At 43.5% G+C, this 18,550-nt stretch carries 16 protein-coding genes and 1 other RNA gene; 12 read left to right on the forward strand and 5 right to left on the reverse strand.

Translation table 11 applies throughout. The features are described from left to right. Positions 1-53 precede the first annotated feature (53 nt). Genes AB5H98_RS06080 through AB5H98_RS06090 form a run of 3 tightly spaced genes read right to left on the reverse strand, consistent with a single transcriptional unit; the run spans position 54 to position 3,012 of the window. Complete coding sequence (locus tag AB5H98_RS06080; RefSeq protein WP_367925025.1) at positions 54-1,166, reverse strand: phosphotransferase enzyme family protein; 1,113 nt, start codon at positions 1,164-1,166, stop codon at positions 54-56. Between the two features lie 22 nt (positions 1,167-1,188). After that, positions 1,189-2,112 carry an NDP-sugar synthase gene (locus AB5H98_RS06085; RefSeq protein WP_367925026.1) on the reverse strand — a complete coding sequence of 308 codons (924 nt, stop codon included), beginning with the start codon at positions 2,110-2,112 and terminating at the stop codon, positions 1,189-1,191. Positions 2,113-2,166: 54 nt separating this feature from the next. Next, positions 2,167-3,012, reverse strand: a complete 846-nt coding sequence (locus tag AB5H98_RS06090; RefSeq protein WP_367925027.1) for an AraC family transcriptional regulator — start codon at positions 3,010-3,012, stop codon at positions 2,167-2,169. A 527-nt stretch (positions 3,013-3,539) separates the two neighbouring features. On the opposite strand from AB5H98_RS06090, the gene AB5H98_RS06095 reads away from it, so the two are divergent. From AB5H98_RS06095 to AB5H98_RS06150, 12 genes are all read left to right on the forward strand, one after another. Next, the gene (locus AB5H98_RS06095) at positions 3,540-4,898 is read left to right on the forward strand and encodes a carbohydrate ABC transporter substrate-binding protein (RefSeq protein WP_367925028.1); all 1,359 of its coding nucleotides are present in this window, start codon (positions 3,540-3,542) and stop codon (positions 4,896-4,898) included. Positions 4,899-5,041: 143 nt separating this feature from the next. Beyond that, positions 5,042-5,932: a carbohydrate ABC transporter permease gene (locus AB5H98_RS06100; RefSeq protein ID WP_367925029.1), complete on the forward strand. Its 891-nt coding sequence runs from the start codon at positions 5,042-5,044 to the stop codon at positions 5,930-5,932. Between the two features lie 18 nt (positions 5,933-5,950). Continuing rightward, on the forward strand, positions 5,951-6,847 hold the full coding sequence (locus AB5H98_RS06105; protein WP_367925041.1) for a carbohydrate ABC transporter permease: 897 nt from the start codon (positions 5,951-5,953) through the stop codon (positions 6,845-6,847). Between the two features lie 13 nt (positions 6,848-6,860). Continuing rightward, positions 6,861-7,061, forward strand: a complete 201-nt coding sequence (locus tag AB5H98_RS06110) for a hypothetical protein (protein WP_367925030.1) — start codon at positions 6,861-6,863, stop codon at positions 7,059-7,061. A gap of 75 nt (positions 7,062-7,136) precedes the next feature. Beyond that, on the forward strand, positions 7,137-8,504 hold the full coding sequence (locus tag AB5H98_RS06115; RefSeq protein ID WP_367925031.1) for a sulfatase-like hydrolase/transferase: 1,368 nt from the start codon (positions 7,137-7,139) through the stop codon (positions 8,502-8,504). A gap of 41 nt (positions 8,505-8,545) precedes the next feature. After that, positions 8,546-10,714: a 1,3-beta-galactosyl-N-acetylhexosamine phosphorylase gene (gnpA, locus tag AB5H98_RS06120; protein WP_367925032.1), complete on the forward strand. Its 2,169-nt coding sequence runs from the start codon at positions 8,546-8,548 to the stop codon at positions 10,712-10,714. Between the two features lie 133 nt (positions 10,715-10,847). Next, positions 10,848-11,504, forward strand: coding sequence for a response regulator transcription factor (locus tag AB5H98_RS06125; RefSeq protein ID WP_367925033.1), 657 nt, complete (start codon positions 10,848-10,850; stop codon positions 11,502-11,504). Between the two features lie 9 nt (positions 11,505-11,513). Then, on the forward strand, positions 11,514-12,938 hold the full coding sequence (locus AB5H98_RS06130) for a sensor histidine kinase (protein ID WP_367925034.1): 1,425 nt from the start codon (positions 11,514-11,516) through the stop codon (positions 12,936-12,938). A 33-nt stretch (positions 12,939-12,971) separates the two neighbouring features. After that, positions 12,972-13,961 carry a hypothetical protein gene (locus AB5H98_RS06135; protein WP_367925035.1) on the forward strand — a complete coding sequence of 330 codons (990 nt, stop codon included), beginning with the start codon at positions 12,972-12,974 and terminating at the stop codon, positions 13,959-13,961. A gap of 212 nt (positions 13,962-14,173) precedes the next feature. Next, entirely contained in the window at positions 14,174-15,148 is a 975-nt protein-coding gene (locus AB5H98_RS06140; RefSeq protein WP_367925036.1) for an N-acetylmuramoyl-L-alanine amidase, read from the forward strand. Between the two features lie 112 nt (positions 15,149-15,260). Beyond that, the gene (locus AB5H98_RS06145; protein WP_367925037.1) at positions 15,261-15,821 is read left to right on the forward strand and encodes an RNA polymerase sigma factor; all 561 of its coding nucleotides are present in this window, start codon (positions 15,261-15,263) and stop codon (positions 15,819-15,821) included. Next, positions 15,805-16,854, forward strand: coding sequence for a DUF4179 domain-containing protein (locus AB5H98_RS06150; protein WP_367925038.1), 1,050 nt, complete (start codon positions 15,805-15,807; stop codon positions 16,852-16,854). Before AB5H98_RS06145 ends, AB5H98_RS06150 begins: the two co-directional genes overlap by 17 nt. A 31-nt stretch (positions 16,855-16,885) precedes the next feature. Here the strand turns inward: AB5H98_RS06150 and AB5H98_RS06155 are convergent, their stop codons facing one another. Together AB5H98_RS06155 and rnpB are read right to left on the reverse strand one after the other, a co-directional pair. After that, positions 16,886-18,229: an MATE family efflux transporter gene (locus AB5H98_RS06155; RefSeq protein WP_367925039.1), complete on the reverse strand. Its 1,344-nt coding sequence runs from the start codon at positions 18,227-18,229 to the stop codon at positions 16,886-16,888. A gap of 73 nt (positions 18,230-18,302) precedes the next feature. Then, an RNA gene (gene rnpB, locus AB5H98_RS06160) (RNase P RNA component class A) lies at positions 18,303-18,550 on the reverse strand; the annotation flags it as partial.

The following is an 18,550-nucleotide window of genomic DNA, read 5'->3' on the forward strand; positions in this document are numbered from 1 at the left end:
AAATCTGCACATTCAAAAGGGGAATCTCTATTATAGAGATTCCCCTTAATCGATTAAGAATATTTTTGTACGATGCTTTTCATAGCATCCCAATTGGCTTCCATGTCACGGACAAGTTTAAACTGAGTGCGGCAACGGTCTAAATTGTGGCCCTCGCGGTGCACTTTAAAGTAATGATCGCCTTCCAAATAGTCTGTAAGGAAACGAATTCCACACTCCAAAGTCATCAATTTGGCTCCCCAAACCAACGTTTCTTTTTCCAAAGTGGTCAGTGATTGGCCAGCGGCCTCCAAAAAGCCTTTGGTATACGTTTCAAAGAGAGAAAGACTGAAGTTTACCTTTGATAAATCCTTTTCATCCTCGGCACAGTCATTCGCGCCAAATCGGATAGAATCTCCGTAGTCATTGGCCGCAAGGCCAGGCATAACGGTATCCAGATCAATTACACAAATGCCTTTTCCGGATATCTTGTCCATAAGGATGTTGTTCAGTTTCGTGTCGTTGTGAGTGACGCGGAGGGGAAGCTTGCCTTGTTTTAAAAGATCGACCATGACAGAACAGTCTTGTTTGTGCGCCTTTACAAAGTCGATTTCGTCAGAAACGTCTTTTGCCCGGCCACAAACATCTGCTGACAAGGCTTTTTCAAAATTCTCATAACGCCATACGGTGTTGTGGAAATTGGAAATAGTTTCGTGAAGAGTGTCGGCGGGGTAAGCAGATAATAGACGTTGAAAATTTCCAAAAGCGTAGGCACTCTCATAGAATTGTTCAGGAGTTTCTACTTTTTGCAGACAAATGGTGCCTTCCACAAATGTGTAAACACGCCATGCACCGCCATCTGTATCGGAATAGTAAGGTTTTCCTTCCCGGGTAGGAATGACATTCATCGTTTCACGCATTGGGTCTCCGCCATTTTTCTCAATGATTCTGCGAAGATATTCCGTAACTCCAGAAATATTTTCCATCAAAGCGTCCGGATTTCGAAATGTATTTGTGTTGATACGCTGAAGAATATAACGTACGCAGTCGCCATTGGCTGTTTGCGTATAGACACAAAAGGTATCATTGATATGTCCGGCACCGTATCTGATAGCACCGACTACTTCGGCATTCCAATCCCATGCAGAAAGTGCTTCCTGCAAAACTTGTTCGGCAGTTTTTTCCATGATAACAAGCAATCCTTTCTTTTTATTTCCACAAAGGAGCGGGATATAAGCCAGCAGATGTTTTTTCTGCAATTGCCTGCATAACAACAGGTTTATCGGCTTTGTAAGTAACACCGTACCATTTATCAGAGCTTGTCAATACGCGAACACGCGCCTTATTTTCTGCAATAAGCTCGCTGACTACGCTGGGAAGAAAATATTCACCTTTTAAGGGGTTTTCTACCAAAGCCTTATCCAAAAATGCAGCAAACCGATCTTTGGCCTCTTGCACAAAGCTGGGTGTAAAGCCCCAAAGGTTCATCGAAACGGTCGTCTCGCCAGGGACATCTGTCCAAGTTTCACCATCATCTGTACTGAAATGAATGCCGCCAGCATATTTTTCAATTCTTGTACGCTCCGTTACAGAGTCCAAATATCCTTCTGAATCGGTCACGCAGATGCCGCGTGCCACATGTCCGTTGTCTGTAACAGTATTCTGCAATTGATACCCAACCATGGCATATTCGTATTTTTCATCATCCGCATGAGTGGATAAGTAGTCATAGATCACCTTGAAGGCTTCCGGTCCGTAATAGTCGTCAGCGTTGATTACCGCAAAGGGCGCATCAATTTGTTCAGCGGCAGACAAAATGGCGTGGCTTGTACCCCAAGGTTTTACACGGCCTTCCGGAACGGTGTAGTTGGGAGGAAGAATATCAAGCTGCTGAAATGCATAGCGAATTTCCATGCCGCTTTTCTCTATGCGTTTTCCCACCATGTTGAGAAAATCTTCCTCGATTTCATGTTTGATAATGAATACAACGGTTTCAAATCCTGCACGGCGTGCATCAAATAGGGAATAGTCCAAAATGGCTTCACCGTTAGCACCGACTGGATCAATCTGCTTCAGACCGCCATACCGACTGCCCATACCTGCTGCCATAACAACTAAAATTGGTTTTTTCATAAAATAAACACTCCTTTGATTTTCTATCAATGAAATGATATAACAATGCAATAGTTATTCTTCGGAATCTTTTTGCGTAGTATGCCGATATTCCGAAGGACCTGTACCAACCATTCGTTTGAAACTTTGACTGAAATAACTAGGTGAGGAAAATCCTAATTGCTGACTGATTTGGGATACAGAATAGTCGGTGGTTTTTAACAGAAACTTACTCTCACGAATCCGTCGGTCAATCAGGTAACTGATTGGGCTGCAGCCCAATTCTCGTTTGAACGCATGAACAAGGTAATATTTATTCATATGTGTCAGTTCGGCCAAAATGTCCAGAGTAACATTTTCTTTAAAATGTTCGTCCATATATCGTTGTGCCTTAAGGCATTCTTTGCTGCTCTTTCGAGATTCCGTACCGAGAAACCGATGCGTGGTCTGCCGCATTAACTTTGCAATCAGAACTTCAGCCAAATTGTGACAGATGGCCTCATAAGAAGGTGCTTTTTCTGTCAGTTCTCGCATCATGGATTTAAAATAAAATAAGTATTCTTCACGCTGAGTAGAGCAGGAGAGTTTTACATAGCGAGTTTCCGAAGAACCGGGCAAGATAAAATCTTGACCCGCTAGACCCACCACAAAATATTCTAGCGGTTGACTGCCCTGCGAGAGTTCGGTATGTTCAATGGTAGGGTTAACAATAATTAACTGATCTGAATGAATATCAAATCTAGTATCTTCAATTTGAAAACTTCCTTCGCCGCTGATGACATAAAAAAGCTCTGTAAAATAATGTGTATGGGGAATGCTGTGCCAGTCTGTGCCGTATCGAGATCTGGTTACATACAGTAATTCGATGGCATCGTTTAAACGGGCACTGGGATTTTGCAGATTGTAGCAATTGCTGCTCACGGCAAATTTCTCTCCTTTTTGCGGATGGAATAGCGATAAAGCGAGATTTATGGATATTGCGAAAGGACTTTATATACAATATTGTCATATGAGAAAAGAAAAATAAATTTTGTGACTTTTTATTCCCAAAATTCAAACTCAATGACCTCAGTTAAGAGTATACAAGAAAATTCAGCAATGAGCAAGATGAATGGATAAAATAGAAAAAAAACGCTCTTTTTGTGCAAATTGAAGGTGATAATTAGGAAAAATAAATGTGCACAAATTTAATGGAGTTTCTTTGTGGATTATATGAATAAAAAATGACAAAAGAGTTATAAGAAAGAATACAAATTGAACAACAAGACAATATTTATAAAACAACGAGCAATTTTTGACTTGAAACATTTTGCTTAAACACGTATGCTGGAATTACAGGAACTTCATTCGATTTGCGAATGGAGCAAAGAGTGGCTGAACTGTTCAGGCAATGAAGTGTTAGTTGCTTTGAGCATGAGGCGTGTTTCGTTACATTAAGGAGGTAACTAATGAAAAAGTTTTTTGCATTTGCATTGACGCTGGCATTGAGCGTTTCCATGCTCGCGGCCTGCGGTGGAAGCACATCGTCTTCTACTCCCGCGACGGATGGAAGTGCTTCCACGTCGAGCGCTTCTGGCGATTATGCCGGACAAACTTTGAAAGTGGCGGCGATTGAGACTGCTTACGGCACAGAGATGTGGGAGAAAGTTGCTGCTGCCTTCGAAGAAAAGACAGGCGCCACGGTCGAATTGACCATGGACAAGAACTTGGAAGATGTTATTGACCCGCAGATGAAAGCTGGCGAGTTTTACGACGTAGTTCATCTGGCGGCTGGCCGCGAAAAGGCTCTGCCGGAGACTATGCTGAAAGAAAATGCTATCGAAGAAGTAACAGATGTCTTGGATATGCAGGTTTTGGGTGAAGATGTTACGGTTGGCGAGAAAATCATTCCTGGCTTCACAGGAAACCTGACAACCAATCCTTACGGTGATGACAAAGTTTATATGATGCCGATGTTCTACAGCCCCTGCGGTCTGTTCTATAACAAGGCTAATTTCACTGAGGGCGGCGGCGAGTTGGAGCTTCCGACCACATGGGATGAGTTCTTTGCTCTGGCCGATCAAACGGACATTCCTTTGTTTACGTATCCGGTGGCCGGCTATCTGGATGCTTTCACCTATGCGATGATGGCAGAAGTTGGCGGTCAAGAGTTCTTCAACAAAGCTCTGCAGTATGACGAAGAAGTTTGGAACAGCGCTGAAATGGATCAGATGTTTGAGGTGTTGGGTAAACTGGCTGAGAACACCAATCCTGCGACCACTTCTTATGCCAACAGCGATAACTTTACTAAGAACCAGCAGATGATTCTTGATAATGAAGCGCTGTTTATGCCCAACGGAAACTGGGTAATCGGTGAGATGGCCGATGCTCCTCGTGCAGAAGGTTTTGAATGGGGCTTTATGGCTCTGCCTGCTATGGAAGAAGGCGGAGATCGTTATAGCTATACCTTCTTTGAGCAGTGCTGGATTCCCGCTGGTGCCGAGAACAAAGATTTGGCCAAAGTTTTCATGACTTTCCTGTACAGCGATGAAGCGGCTGACATTTTTGCAGAGTCTGGTGCAGTTCAGCCCATTACTGGTATGACCGACAAACTGTCCGATGACAACAAAGTTTATTATAGCGTTTACGACAATGGTGCGAAAGCAGCTATCGGTACTTTTGCTACCACCACTCCGGTTGAGGGTGTCAACATTAAAGATGACGTTTGCTTCACTATGGACAGTGTAGTAAATGGAACAAAGACAGTGGACGACTGGAAGGCTGCGGTTCAGAAATCCTGCGCTGCCCTCCGCGAGGCGTTGCAATAATCAAAGTACGATCAAGGCGAACCGAATTGAACAAGGCGGCACGGTCTTGTGTCTGCCGCGTAGGTAATTAGGTAAACCGAGCGGTGAGCAGAAGGACAATGCCCTTTTGCTCACCGCTTTTCACGTAGAATGGAGATGGCATCATGCAAAAGAACAAAGCACGCAGCCGGTTTATCGTAGCCTGCGTGGCTCCGGCAACTATCTTAGCAATTATTTTCCTTGCAATCCCCACCTTTAATGTGTTTCGGATGTCTTTGTTTAAATGGGGAGGATACTCTGCCAATCAGACATTTGTCGGACTGGATAACTTTATTACACTGTTCCAGGATGAGAATTTTTATCGCTCTTGCCGAAATAGTGTTTTACTGATTGTTTTGGTTACGGTGGTGACCATTACATTGGCACTCCTTTTCGCGTCCTTGCTTACACGTGAAAAGTTAGTGGGGCAGAACTTTTTCCGCATCATTTTTTACATTCCGAATATTCTTTCCGTTGTTGTAATCAGTGCAATTTTTAGTGCTATTTATGACTCCAACCGCGGATTGCTGAACAGTTTATTGAGCTTGTTCCGTGGTGATGCAGAGCCCATTTATTGGTTGGGAGACCAAAAGTTAGTCATTTACAGTTTGGCTATTGCAATGGTATGGCAGGCAATTGGTTATTACATGGTCATGTATATGGCCAGTATGTCCTCAATCCCGGAGAGCCTTTATGAAAGTGCCAATTTGGAAGGGGCTTCTCGTACCCGTCAGTTTTTCTCGATTACACTTCCTTTGATTTGGACAAATATTCGCACCACCTTGACCTTTTTCATCATTTCCAATATCAACATGAGCTTCTTGTTTGTTAAGGCGATGACTGGCGGTGGTCCGGATGGAGCTTCCGAAGTGTTCCTGAGCTATATGTATAAGCAAGCTTATACAAACTCGACCTATGGCTATGGTATGGCGATTGGCGTTGTGGTATTTTCTTTCTCTTTTGCTCTTGCTGCAATTGTAAATCGCGTTACCAAACGTGAACCACTTGAATTCTGAGGAAAGGAGTGTGCGATGATGAGTCGGAGAGAGCAAGTTGTTGGCGAAAAAACTGGTGCAGTGAGTAAAGCCCTTATTTATATTTTGCTAGCGGTTTTGACTGTTACGATTGTGGTACCGGTCGCGTGGGTCTTTATGGCATCTGTAAAACAAAACTCGGAGTTTTATGGAAATCCGTTCGCACTTCCTCAGGGAATATACCTGCAAAATTTTGCGGATGCCTGGGTAAAAGCGCGCATGGGCGATTACTTCTTTACATCTATTCTCATTACGGCTGTTGCATTGGCAATTCTGTTGATTGTAGCTTTGCCGGCAGCATATGTGCTTAGTCGCTACAAATTTTGGGGCAGCAAACTGTTAAATACATGCTTTATGGCTGGACTTTTTATTAACGTCAGCTATATTGTTGTTCCAATCTTTTTGATGTTCGTGTCGGGCGATAAAATTGTGAAGGGGATTTTTGGCCACAGTTTCTTTTTGAATAATCCATTTATGGTTTCTCTGGTTTTGGCATCTACTACGTTGCCGTTTACTATTTATCTTTTGAGCAGTTATTTGGCAACGCTTCCCAAAGATTATGAGGAAGCAGCATATGTGGATGGCGCAGGTTACTTTACCACGATGGTGCGTATTATTCTTCCTATGGCAAAACCCAGTATCATTACAGTTATTCTGTTTGAGTTCCTAGCGTATTGGAATGAATACATCATTTCTATGACGATGTTGACAGATCCGAATGGCGCGCGGACATTGCCTGTGGGTTTGCTGAATTTGATGAAAGCACAAAATGCAAAAGCGGAATATGGCCAAATGTATGCTGGTATGGTGATGGTCATGATTCCAACTCTTGTGTTGTATATGTGCGTACAAAAGAAGTTGACCCAGGGAATGACTCTCGGTGGATTGAAAGGTTAAGGGGGTTGCGGATATGAATGAATATACTCGTAAAAAAGTAAAAATCGCAATCGGTTTGTTGGCCTTTGCCGCTTGTTTACTACTTGTGATCGTAGGTCATAATTTTGGTTCTACTGGTGGATTATCCAGTGGAATTGGCGGTTTGGTAATTGAATTGGTCGGTCTGGCGGGAGTTCTTGTACTTTTGGGAATTTACAATAAGGGCTATCAATAAAAAACAGGGCGCTCTGCTTCCATAGCGGAGAGAGCGCCCTATTTTGTGCGGTTATATAACAGGAGAGAAAAGACTATGGCAAGACCGAATATTGTTTTTTACTTTTCAGACCAGCAACGCTGGGATACTTTGGGTTGTTACGGACAAAAGCTGCCAGTTACCCCTAATTTGGATGCTTTAGCCGCTCAAGGGGTGCGTTTTGAGAATACATTTACTTGTCAGCCGGTATGTGGGCCTGCGCGTGCGTGTTTGCAGACCGGACGCTATGCTACGCAAACAGGATGCTTTATTAACGGAATTGCACCTCAATTTGGTGAAATAAAAACACTGGCACAATACTTTAATGAGGCCGGATACGCCACAGCTTATGTAGGAAAGTGGCATTTGGCAACGGATAGACCCAAGGGCCTCAATTATGAGACCAGTGCAATTCCCCAGGACCGTCGTGGTGGTTATAAGGATTATTGGATGGCTGCGGATGTGCTGGAGTTTACCAGTCATGGATATAATGGCTACGTATACAACGGTGATAATGAAAGGGTGCCTTTTACGGGGTATCGGGCAGATTGTATTAATGATTTTGCCATTGATTTTCTTCATAAACGCAAAGACAATCCCGAGCCGTTTTTCTTATTTATCAGTCAAATTGAGCCACATCATCAAAATGACCATCGTCGATACGAAGGACCAGACGGAAGCAAGATGCGCTTTTCGGACTTCGAGGTCCCGGGAGATTTGAAAGCTTACTCGGATTCTCATAGCGATGGAACCGATGTCAGCAACTGGAAACAAAATTATCCGGATTATCTAGGGTGTTGCCACAGTTTGGACTATAATGTGGGGCGTTTAGTAGATACGCTTAAAGAACAAGGATTGTGGGAAAACACGATTCTGATTTACACTGCAGATCATGGCAGTCATTTTATTACCCGCGGGGTGGAGGCGGAATATAAGAGAACTTGTCATGATGCTTCGATTCGAATTCCGCTCATCATTACAGGCCCCGGATTTGAAGGGGGAAAAGTGATTGACCATGTAGTCAGTCTCTTGGACCTTCCGACAACACTATTGGATTGTGCAGGAATTTCGAAACCAGAAAATTTCCAAGGACGTAGTTTGCGCAAGCTGGTGCAAAATCCGAACATGGAATGGGACGAAGTGGCGTTTTTACAGATTAGCGAGAGTCGAGTTGGGCGCGCAATTCGCACGCCGGACTATACGTATTCGGTACGTGCACAAGGCGACGGCTACGAAGTATCTGGCAGTGATGTTTATTATGAAGAGTTCTTTTATGTGCTCAAGGATGATCCTTATCAGCAAAATAATCTTGTAACGGACCCGGCGTGGGCGCAAGTCCGTGCTCAGTTGGCCGAAGTGTTAAAACAAAAGATGGTACAAGCTGGAGAAGCGGTACCAGAGATTCGCCCCTGGAAACAGTGGTGAAGATCTTTTAGAAAATGGAATCGCCTGTAAGGAGGCACTTTATGAGTGAAAAGAAATTGACTGGTCGTGTTACCATTCCGACCAATCTGGATGTTGTCCCGGAAACGATTGAAATTTTGCATCGCTGGGGTGCAGATGCCATCCGTGATTGTGATGGCACAGAATTTCCAGAAGAGCTGACAAAGGTTGGCGCAAAAATTTATTCCACATATTATACTACTCGCAAAGACAATGCCTGGGCGAAAGCAAATCCGGATGAAGTGCAGCAATGCTATATTATGACCGGATTTTATACCGCTACCGGAGAAAAGCTGGAAATCCCTCTGATGAAGGGAATTTCTGACGAATTGATGAAGGTCAATACGCGCGATGACATTCGACGCTGGTGGGAAGTCATCGACCGTACTACCGGTCAAGTTGTGCCTGTGGATAACTGGATTTATAAGGAAGAAACTGGATGTGTTGAAATTTTAAATCCGGATGCATTTCATGATTATACTGTTAGTTTCTTGGCGTATTTGATTTGGGACCCTGTACATATGTACAATGCGGTCACAAACAACTGGCAGAATTTTGAGCATCAGATTACATTTGATGTTCGTCAGCCCAAGACTCACAAATTTACGATGGAGCGTCTACGTAAGTTTATCGCGGAGCATCCTTATGTAAATGTGATTCGCTATACTACATTTTTTCACCAGTTTACGCTGATGTTCGATGAACTGAAACGTGAAAAGTATGTGGATTGGTACGGCTATTCCGCTTCGGTTTCTCCTTATATCTTAGAGCAGTTTGAGAGAGAAGTAGGATATAAATTCCGGCCGGAATTTATTATCGATCAAGGATATTACAATAATCAGTATCGTGTCCCGTCCAAAGAATTTAAGGATTTCCAGGCTTTTCAGCGCCGTGAAGTAGCAAAGCTTGCCAAAGAGATGGTGGATATTACCCATGAATTGGGCAAGGAAGCAATGATGTTCTTGGGTGACCATTGGATCGGTACAGAACCATTTATGGATGAGTTTAAAAGTATTGGACTGGATGCAGTTGTAGGCAGCGTCGGAAATGGTTCCACGCTTCGTTTGATCAGCGACATTCCGGGTGTGAAATATACAGAAGGCAGATTTTTGCCGTACTTCTTCCCGGATACTTTCCATGAGGGTGGAGATCCTGTAAAAGAAGGAAAAGAGAATTGGGTAACTGCTCGACGTGCTATTCTGCGTAAACCCATTGATCGTATCGGATATGGTGGCTACCTGAAATTGGCTTTGGAGTTCCCGGACTTTATTGACTATATCGAAAGTGTGTGCGATGAGTTCCGTGTGCTGTATGAAAATATTAAAGGCACTACCCCTTATTGCATAAAGACTGTAGCGGTCTTGAACAGCTGGGGAAAAAGTCGGAGCTGGGGCTGCCACATGGTGCATCATGCGTTGTATCAAAAGCAAAATTATAGTTATGCAGGCGTAATAGAGGCTCTTTCCGGTGCGCCGTTTGACGTGAAGTTTATTAGCTTTGATGATATTAAGGCTGATCCGAGTTTACTGGATTCCATTGACGTTTTGATTAACGTAGGTGATGCAGATACGGCTCATACAGGTGGTGCTATCTGGGAGGATCCGGATGTAACGGCTACAATCAAAGGCTTTATTCATCGCGGTGGTGGATTTATTGGTGTTGGTGAACCAACTGGACATCAATATGAGGGCCGTTTCCTGCAACTGGCTGGTGTGATGGGAGTTGAAAAGGAGACTGGCTTTACACTCAATTACGATAAATATAATTGGGAAGAACATCCGGATCATTTTATTCTTGCGGATACTACCAAACCGGTTGATTTCGGCGAAGGGAAAAAATCTATCTATGCCTTAGATGGAGCCGAAGTTTTGGTGCAGCGTGATAAAGAGGTTCAGATGGCTGTGAATGAGTTCGGTAAAGGTAGATCCGTTTACATTAGCGGACTTCCTTATAGCTTTGAAAATAGCCGCATTCTGTACCGTTCGATTTTGTGGTCCGCACATGGCGAGCAAGATTTGCATAAGTGGTTTTCTTCGAACTTTAATGTGGAAGTGCACGCTTATGTAAAGAATGGAAAATATTGTGTAGTAAATAATACGTACGAACCACAGCAGACTACGATTTACACCGGTGATGGAAGTTCTTATGAATTGCATATGGACGCCAACGAGATTCGCTGGTATGAAATTTAAGGAAAATGGACCGCACGAAAGTGCGGTCCATTTTTTATTTGCTAGATTGCATCCTTTTATGATTCACCGATAAAAATCTTTTGGATATAACTCTGCAACAAAATTGATTATAATGGTTGAGAGGAGGGGTTTTATGGCGAAAATTTTGATTGCAGAGGATGAAAAGCCAATTAACGAATTGATCCGGCGAAATTTAATTTTGGTTGGACATGAATGCACACAGGCCTTTGATGGAGAAGAGGCCTTATATTTATGTCAAACAAAAACATTTGATTTAGCACTTTTGGATATAATGATGCCCGTAATAGATGGTTTTCAATTAAAACGTGAGCTGCCCAAAGAACTTCCCGTGATTTTTGTGACCGCAAAAGCCGGACTTTCGGATCGTCTTGCGGGATTAGGCCTAGGGGCGGATGATTACATCGTAAAGCCTTTTGAGATTTTGGAACTTTTAGCACGCGTTGAAGCCGTTCTGCGCCGTACACATGCTGAAAATGTTGGGCTGGATATCGGTCCGTGTCATATTGAATTAGACACTAGGCGTGTTTGGGTAAACGGAGAAGAAATTGTATTGAAACCTCAAGAATTCGCGCTGTTAGAAGTGTTGGTGAGAAATAGAAACTTTGCATTAAGCCGTGAAAAGCTGTTGGAATTAGCCTGGAATTTTGACTATGAGGGAGATACGCGTACGGTAGATGTTCACATACAACGTCTGCGTAAAAAATTGGGCCTGGCCCAGCAAATTGAAACCGTTTATAAACTGGGATATCGACTCAATACAAAAAAGTAGGGAAACTTTATGTGTTTTAAATTTTGGCAGAAAGCTTATTTCTTGACATTGTTGTTATTTTTATTCGCGTTATGTGGAAGCATTGTCGTATTGGGCGGTATCAGTCAGAGCCAAAGTTACGAGGCGGAATGCGAAAAATTGTTGGCTCAGCAACACACCACAGCTCAAAATTTTTTAACGGATGCTGCGGCGGTGAACGAAAGAAGACCAGCAGCATTGGCACAGTTGGCTCGAAATTATGCTGCCCAACAGAGCAATGGATTTTTAAAAATAGAACAGGGAGAAAATACTTGGGTGGATACTCTGCCAATCCCGAATACGGATTTACCGATTCCGCCAGAGGAAGGAAAGCGCGTTCACACCATACGAATCTCGGAGGGAAGGCATATCTTGTATGTTTTGGTTCGCTTGCCGGGACCGCCGGAAGATATGGTTATGACTTGCGCTTATGATGTGGAACCTTTCTTTTTACAATGGAATCGCACTTGGCGTATTTTTATTTTGGCGGGTGTAGGGGTATTTGCTTTTTTAGCCGTAGCTTTATATATAGTTTTACGAGGACTTTCTCGTCCCATGGAGAGATTGGCAAAAGTGGCCGGTTGCTTGGCTAAGGGAGAGTATACGGCGCGCAGCGTAGGATATGGTCGGGATGAAGTAGGGCAGCTTGCACGTGCGTTGAATGAAATGGCATGCTGCGTGCAGGAGAATATTCGTCAATTGGAAGAGTCTGCACAGCGTAAACAACAACTGGTTGACAATGTGGCACATGAATTGCGTACACCATTGACCGCCATTGGTGGTTATGCGGAATATATTCAAAGAGCAGAACTTTCGCCAAAAGAGAAATATGAAGCAACGAATTATATCATCAGTGAGACAAAACGATTGGCAGCTATGAGTGAGAGACTGTTACAAATGGCCGCTTTACGCGATGAGCAGGCGGAGTTACGGGCGGTGGATGTTTCGGATTTGATAGATACCGTATATCTTACGTTGGAGCCCAAAGCTCATAAAAGAGGAGTTTGTTTAAAGAAAAGTATGGTGACATCTAGCACAATTTGGGGCGAGAGGGCTCTTTTAGAAAGTCTTTTTCTTAATTTGACGGATAATGCACTGAAGGCGTGCAATGCCGGTGGTGTGGTTCAACTTGGAGCAGAGCATTTGGATGATGAAATAAGATGTTGGGTGAGTGACACAGGGTGCGGAATGGATGAAACAACATTAAAATGTTTAGGAGAGCCTTTTTTTCGTCCTGATAAAGCACGTAGCAGAGAACAAGGTGGGGCAGGATTAGGAATCAGTCTTTGTAAAGTCATTGCAAAGGCGCATAATGCGCGCTTGTGCTTTGAATCGAAGCCAGGAAGCGGGACTGTGGTATCGGTATTTTTTACAACTCAGAAATTAGGTGAAGAAAAGTTTGCAATAAAGAACTGAGACAATTTGTTGTAGAAAGGAGGTTGCTTTCGCATGAAACGTAACAAAAAGAAAAAAGAAATCATTTTATTGTGCGCATTTTTTATTGCAAGCTTGTCCGCGTGTACCACACAGAAATCGGTAGTTACCAGTGACAGTTTACAGCCTAATTCGAATGTTCAAGCTGCACTGGAGCAACAAGCGGGTGGAGGAAAAAATTATAACTACGTATGGTTTGCAGAAGATATTGACAGAGCAATCGAAGAGTATCGAAATTCTTATAAGCAGGATTTGGAGCAATTCAATGAGTCTATACAATCAGGTGATCTTTCTGCAAAGCAGGAGTATGAATCTTTTCAAAAAGAGATGGAACAAGAATTAGCCTGTGCGCGAGAGGAATTGGAAAAGGAACGCTTGTTGGATCCCGTGGTTAGTGCGCAGGAAGCAGCAAATTTGGCCGGGCTTGTCTTGGAGAAGAATTATGGAATCGATTTGTCTCAAAAAGAGTTGCGACTGAGCTGTATGAAGATACATGTAAATGGTATTGATCGCCTTCAATGGCACGCTGTTTTAGACGAAGAGGCAGATGGGTCGTTATTTAGTTCATGTACTGCGGATGTGACATTGGATGCCACCACAGGGGAATTGGTAACGGCCGAATATTATCCTAGCTATGAGGAGTACCAGTCCATATCGAGTAGCTTGCCTGAATGTTATCAGCCGACAGACGATCCAGATGCGTTAGGTGTATATGGCTTTTACAAAGTGGATGATCCTGCGTTCGATGAATTCAAGCAAAAAGTTTCCGAACAAATTCATAATGCGCTTTCTCAAAGTGTTTTGGCAAATGGTGCGAATGTGAGCGGGATTGAAATATGTGCTGTGGATGGCGCTGTGAAAAATGAGACCCTTTCCATTTCGGTTACATACGATAACGGAAATACCGCTCTTTTGACATCGACACGCCCAAGTGTAAATTATGATTTTGGCGGATATCCATTAAGGGGATATCAATATGAAAATACATCCTATTACAACTCCTAAACGCTGAGAAATACGTTGTCGCTCAATGAGAGGTGAGTCCTTGCGAAAATTTTTGTAATGGAATTTCAAGTCGGATTTTTGGTGAATCTTTTCAATTACTTCAATAAATTTTAACTTTAAATCGAAAATTTAAAGTTTTTTTAAGTGTTTTTTGATACAATATGGACACATTTGAGGGATATAATAAAACTTAAAATAGGGAGGGAAAAACAATGCAGCAGGACAAGCGCTATACTGCAAAAACGGCGCCGCGAAAAGTGGCTTCACAGCAGACGGTTCATCGCAGACGGGTAGCGGCTGCGAGAAGGCGTCGGCGCCGCAGAAAAAGGATTCTGCTAAGTGCTTGTATTGCGCTAGTCTTGCTCATGACAGCTTTTCTATTAAAGGACATTTTCTTGCAGGATGTTCCAACGCAAGCTGATGGATCGGATTTACCAAAATCAAATATTCAAAATGTGGAAAATGATATTACATATGGAGAGGCTCAGGATGCAGATGGACACACGCAGCCTGTTGCTTCGTATGAGTTTCAAACGTCGCCACCTTATGTTGTAGCGTTGGATGCAGGACATGGTGGGTATGATATAGGCGCAGAAGGAGTGATTGATGAGGTACAGCTTACAGAAGGTACCGTAGATGCTTTGTATGCGCTGTTAGAAGAGGATCCGAATTATACTCCGGTACGATGCCGTGAAAATGGTGAGAGTGCCACCAGCGGAGACCGTGCAATGGCGGCGGCTGAGGCCAAGGCGAGTTTGTTACTTTCCATCCATGGAAATTCGGATCCTTACTTCGCAGAGTCGTATGGGTTCGAATGCTATCCGCAACCGCCGGGAAGAATTTATCACGATGATGCACTTGTTTTTGCACAGGCAATTGCTCAGCAATTTGGTAGTGCGGGCCATCGTTTGCGCGGCGAAAACGGAGTTCGATATATTTACTACCAAGGAACCGAAGAAACTGGATATGAGAAACAAGTTGTAGAGATTTCGGATACTTCAGTTCATGAGGATGAGACGTTTGGATTGTTGGAAAAAGCGTCCTGTCCTGCTGTGTTGGCAGAGCAATGCTTTTTAACAAATGCTTCTGATGTTGATGCATGGGGGAGCGAGAGCGGCTGTCAAGCGGCCGCAGAATGTTATTATAGAGCCATTTGTGAGTATTTTGGTACACAACCAATTGCGTAAAAAGGCGCCCGATGCCGGGCGCCTTTTTTCGTAGCAATGCAACCAAAGACGGGTTGGGTGCGTATAGATAAATGAAACATGTTTCGAAGTGGATGAAAAGGAAGTGAGGTCCTTGGAAGATGAAAGATTGCTCATGCGTCTCCAGAAGAGGGATGAACGAGCATTGGAAGAATTGATTGATAGATATGGTGGTTTTGTCCTGTCCGTAATTCGAGCGGCTGGCGCGGGACTGTTAAGTACAGAGGATATTGAGGAGCTTGCCGCAGAGGCCTTCTTAAAGTTATGGAACTCGGTACAAAACATAGAGCCGAAAAAGGGAAGCTTGAAAAATTATCTTGGTGCCATTGCGCGGAATGAAGCACGAAGTCGAATACGGTGTCTTAGACCGGTTTTGCCAATGGAAGAAGATTATCTGACACAAGCGGATCAGAAGATGCAACAAGAACTTGAGAGAAAGGAACAGGGGGAATTGATTCGAAAAACGCTTTTGTTTTTGGAACCAGTCACAAGAGAAATTTTCCTTCGTTACTATTATAAAAGAGAAAAGATTACACATATTTCCCAGGAAATGCAGATGAAGCCTTCTACCGTAAAAAGTCGTCTTGCACGAGGCCGGGATGTGTTGCGTCGCACCTTACAAGAAAGGGGAATATCAAATGAAGACGTGGTTTGAGTGGATGGATGAATACTACGAACCGTTTGTTCAAGAAATTTCGGATGAGAAAAAGTTAGAACCTCTAAAAAAGCGCGTGATGGAAAATCTTCATGAAAGCAAAGAAAAAACTTTATGTTCTGAAAAACGTTTTGGCCGATTTCGCGGATGGGGAATCGTTGCTGCGGCCATAGCAATGGTATGTTGTTTGGGTGTGGGCGCAATGGCCGCTACGGCATTTCCATGGGACGGTGTATTCGGAAAATATTTTGGTTCGGGTGCACAAGATCAGGCGGATGCATTGGGAATATCGGGAGAGGGTATGAACCTTGTGTCAACCAATTCCGGATGCACGCTCACTTTGAACGGAGCTCTGTTCGATGGAGAAAAACTGTACTTGCCGTTGACGATTTCTTTTGAAGAAGTGAATCCGGATCCCAATTTGATGTACTATGTGTTTGGAAAGGCAGACAAAGGGAATAGTGCAGGTTCCCGTATGTTGCAGGATGAAAATCCTAATGACAAAGAAGTGAATTTGATGTGTACGCTTAGTGGTCCGGAAATTAAAAGTGGCGAGCCTATTACATGGGATATTTTTGAACTATATGCTAATTGTTCTGATGAAAATGGAAATACGAAAGTTGTGTGGGAAAAAGAGGGGCAGTGGAATTTTACGTTTACCGTTCCGCAATCACAACAAGTTCATGAAATGGAAGTGACGCAAGAAGCAGCGGATCCTGTCACAGGAGTTCCGATTGCGCAGATTCGGCTTACATCCATGCGCATCAGCGTTGTTTTTGATGGCCTTCCAGAGGATTCATCCATACGAGACACTCTCAGCGATGCGGAGATTGTTTTGCATCTGGACGATGGGAGTACACGTGTTTTGGGTACTTGGGAAGATGGAGTGCGTGAGGCTCAAGGAGCCATTGACGAGAATGTTTCTCCCATTGGTCGAGCTTACTATGAGCTGAGTTGTGAATATGGGGATTTTATTGACCCGATGCGTATTATCGCAGTGGATATCAACGGTTGCAATGTTGCAAAATCCTAAAAAAGGCGGCCCTAGGGCCGCCTTTTGTAAATCACAGATAATGGCGAAGCCAATCGCCTTTTTTATAATATACAAACATCAAAACTGCGCTGATAGCCCATGTGAGGGTATATCCCAAAAAGACAAACTGAATGATGTGTGCGATGGAAAGAGAACCGAGCACCCATGCCATACGTAAAAAACACCAACAAAAAATCATAATCATCATCGGAACAGTTGTAGCGCCTGCACCACGCACAATTCCAGTCAAGGTGTGGGTGATTCCAAGGAAAAAGTAACCGGGAACCAGCACTTGCATCATTGCGACACCGTAGTGGATGACTTCTGGTTCACTGTTGAAAATTGATATGACCTGTTCTGAAAATAAAAGAAGGAAAAGACTGACAAGGCAGGTAGAGGACAGTGTTAAAACAGTTCCGTTTTTGGCAGCGCTTTTTACTCGGTCAAAGCGCTTAGCTCCAATATTTTGACCAGTGAATGTGGTTAACGCCATAGAAAAGCTCATTAAAGGTAAAATGGCAAATCCGTCAATTTTACTGTAAGATCCACAACCGGCCATAGCTACAGCACCGAAGCTGTTGATGGAACTTTGCATAATTATATTGGAAAAAGAAATTATAGCGTTTTGCATACCGCCAGGAAGTCCAATTTTAATGACCTGTTGCAATACATCACGATGAATTCGAATTTTTCGGATAAATAGTCTATGTTCTCCATGGGCACGCATAAGAAACACAAAAGTCAAGATTGCACTGACCGTTTGAGCAATTAAGGTAGCCCAGCCCACGCCGGCGATCCCCATTTGGAATTGTGTTACAAAGAGAATATCTAGAAAAATATTGAGGATAGAAGATACAATTAAAAAATATAAGGGAGTTTTCGAATCCCCAATGGCACGTAAAACACCGCTTCCCATGTTATATACCAATACTGAAAGAAGCCCCATAAAGTAAATTTGAAGATAAAGGACCGAATTGCTCATCACCTCTTCCGGAGTTCCCATCATTTGCAGAATCCAAGGAGATAAAGCAACACCGGCAATGCTTAAAAGAATGCCGCATACAATAGCTAACGCCATAGAAGTATGTACAGAGCGGGAAACACCTTCCGTATTCCGGGCGCCGAAGCAGCGGGAGATAACAACGCCGGCGCCTGTGGCAAGACCGGAAAAGAAACCAACCAAAAGGTTGATGATAGGAGAACTTGAGCCAACAGCCGCAAGAGCATTGCTGCCGATGTAATTGCCGACAACGATGGAATCTACTGCATTATAAAGTTGTTGGAATAAATTTCCCAAAAGTAGAGGTAATGCAAATAAGAGGATGTTTTTCCAAATAGGTCCCTCTGTCATAAGACCTTTTACCTGTTGTTTCATTGAAATCTCCTTGTAGTTCAAAATGTTTTGCGACATGGAAGGCGGCGGTGCAATGCACCGCCGCCTTCCATGTCCAAACGACCAAACCGTAAGCCGGGTTCTGTATTAAACGACGATCTATCTAGGCTGTACGTTGCCGTACAGCTCAAGCCACCTCCAAGAACACGCAGGGAAACGTATTGTTCTCATACGGGTGTTGCTCCTGGTAGGGTTTACAGAGCCACGCAAGTCACCAAGCGTGCTGGTGCGCTCTTACCGCACCTTTCCACCCTCACCTGTATAAAACAGGCGGTCTATTTCTGTTGCACTATCCCTAGGGTC

Source organism: uncultured Ruthenibacterium sp. (assembly GCF_963558415.1).
GTDB lineage: Bacteria > Bacillota > Clostridia > Oscillospirales > Ruminococcaceae > Ruthenibacterium.

Excerpts from the sequence above, each read along its gene's own strand:
- AB5H98_RS06080 (WP_367925025.1), bottom strand. The coding sequence starts at position 1,166 with ATGGAAAAAACTGCCGAACAAGTTTTGCAGGAAGCACTTTCTGCATGG.
- AB5H98_RS06085 (WP_367925026.1), bottom strand. The coding sequence starts at position 2,112 with ATGAAAAAACCAATTTTAGTTGTTATGGCAGCAGGTATGGGCAGTCGG.
- AB5H98_RS06095 (WP_367925028.1), top strand. The coding sequence starts at position 3,540 with ATGAAAAAGTTTTTTGCATTTGCATTGACGCTGGCATTGAGCGTTTCC.
- AB5H98_RS06100 (WP_367925029.1), top strand. The coding sequence starts at position 5,042 with ATGCAAAAGAACAAAGCACGCAGCCGGTTTATCGTAGCCTGCGTGGCT.
- AB5H98_RS06105 (WP_367925041.1), top strand. The coding sequence starts at position 5,951 with ATGAGTCGGAGAGAGCAAGTTGTTGGCGAAAAAACTGGTGCAGTGAGT.
- AB5H98_RS06110 (WP_367925030.1), top strand. The coding sequence starts at position 6,861 with ATGAATGAATATACTCGTAAAAAAGTAAAAATCGCAATCGGTTTGTTG.
- AB5H98_RS06115 (WP_367925031.1), top strand. The coding sequence starts at position 7,137 with ATGGCAAGACCGAATATTGTTTTTTACTTTTCAGACCAGCAACGCTGG.
- gnpA (WP_367925032.1), top strand. The coding sequence starts at position 8,546 with ATGAGTGAAAAGAAATTGACTGGTCGTGTTACCATTCCGACCAATCTG.
- AB5H98_RS06125 (WP_367925033.1), top strand. The coding sequence starts at position 10,848 with ATGGCGAAAATTTTGATTGCAGAGGATGAAAAGCCAATTAACGAATTG.
- AB5H98_RS06130 (WP_367925034.1), top strand. The coding sequence starts at position 11,514 with ATGTGTTTTAAATTTTGGCAGAAAGCTTATTTCTTGACATTGTTGTTA.
- AB5H98_RS06135 (WP_367925035.1), top strand. The coding sequence starts at position 12,972 with ATGAAACGTAACAAAAAGAAAAAAGAAATCATTTTATTGTGCGCATTT.
- AB5H98_RS06140 (WP_367925036.1), top strand. The coding sequence starts at position 14,174 with ATGCAGCAGGACAAGCGCTATACTGCAAAAACGGCGCCGCGAAAAGTG.
- AB5H98_RS06150 (WP_367925038.1), top strand. The coding sequence starts at position 15,805 with ATGAAGACGTGGTTTGAGTGGATGGATGAATACTACGAACCGTTTGTT.
- AB5H98_RS06155 (WP_367925039.1), bottom strand. The coding sequence starts at position 18,229 with ATGAAACAACAGGTAAAAGGTCTTATGACAGAGGGACCTATTTGGAAA.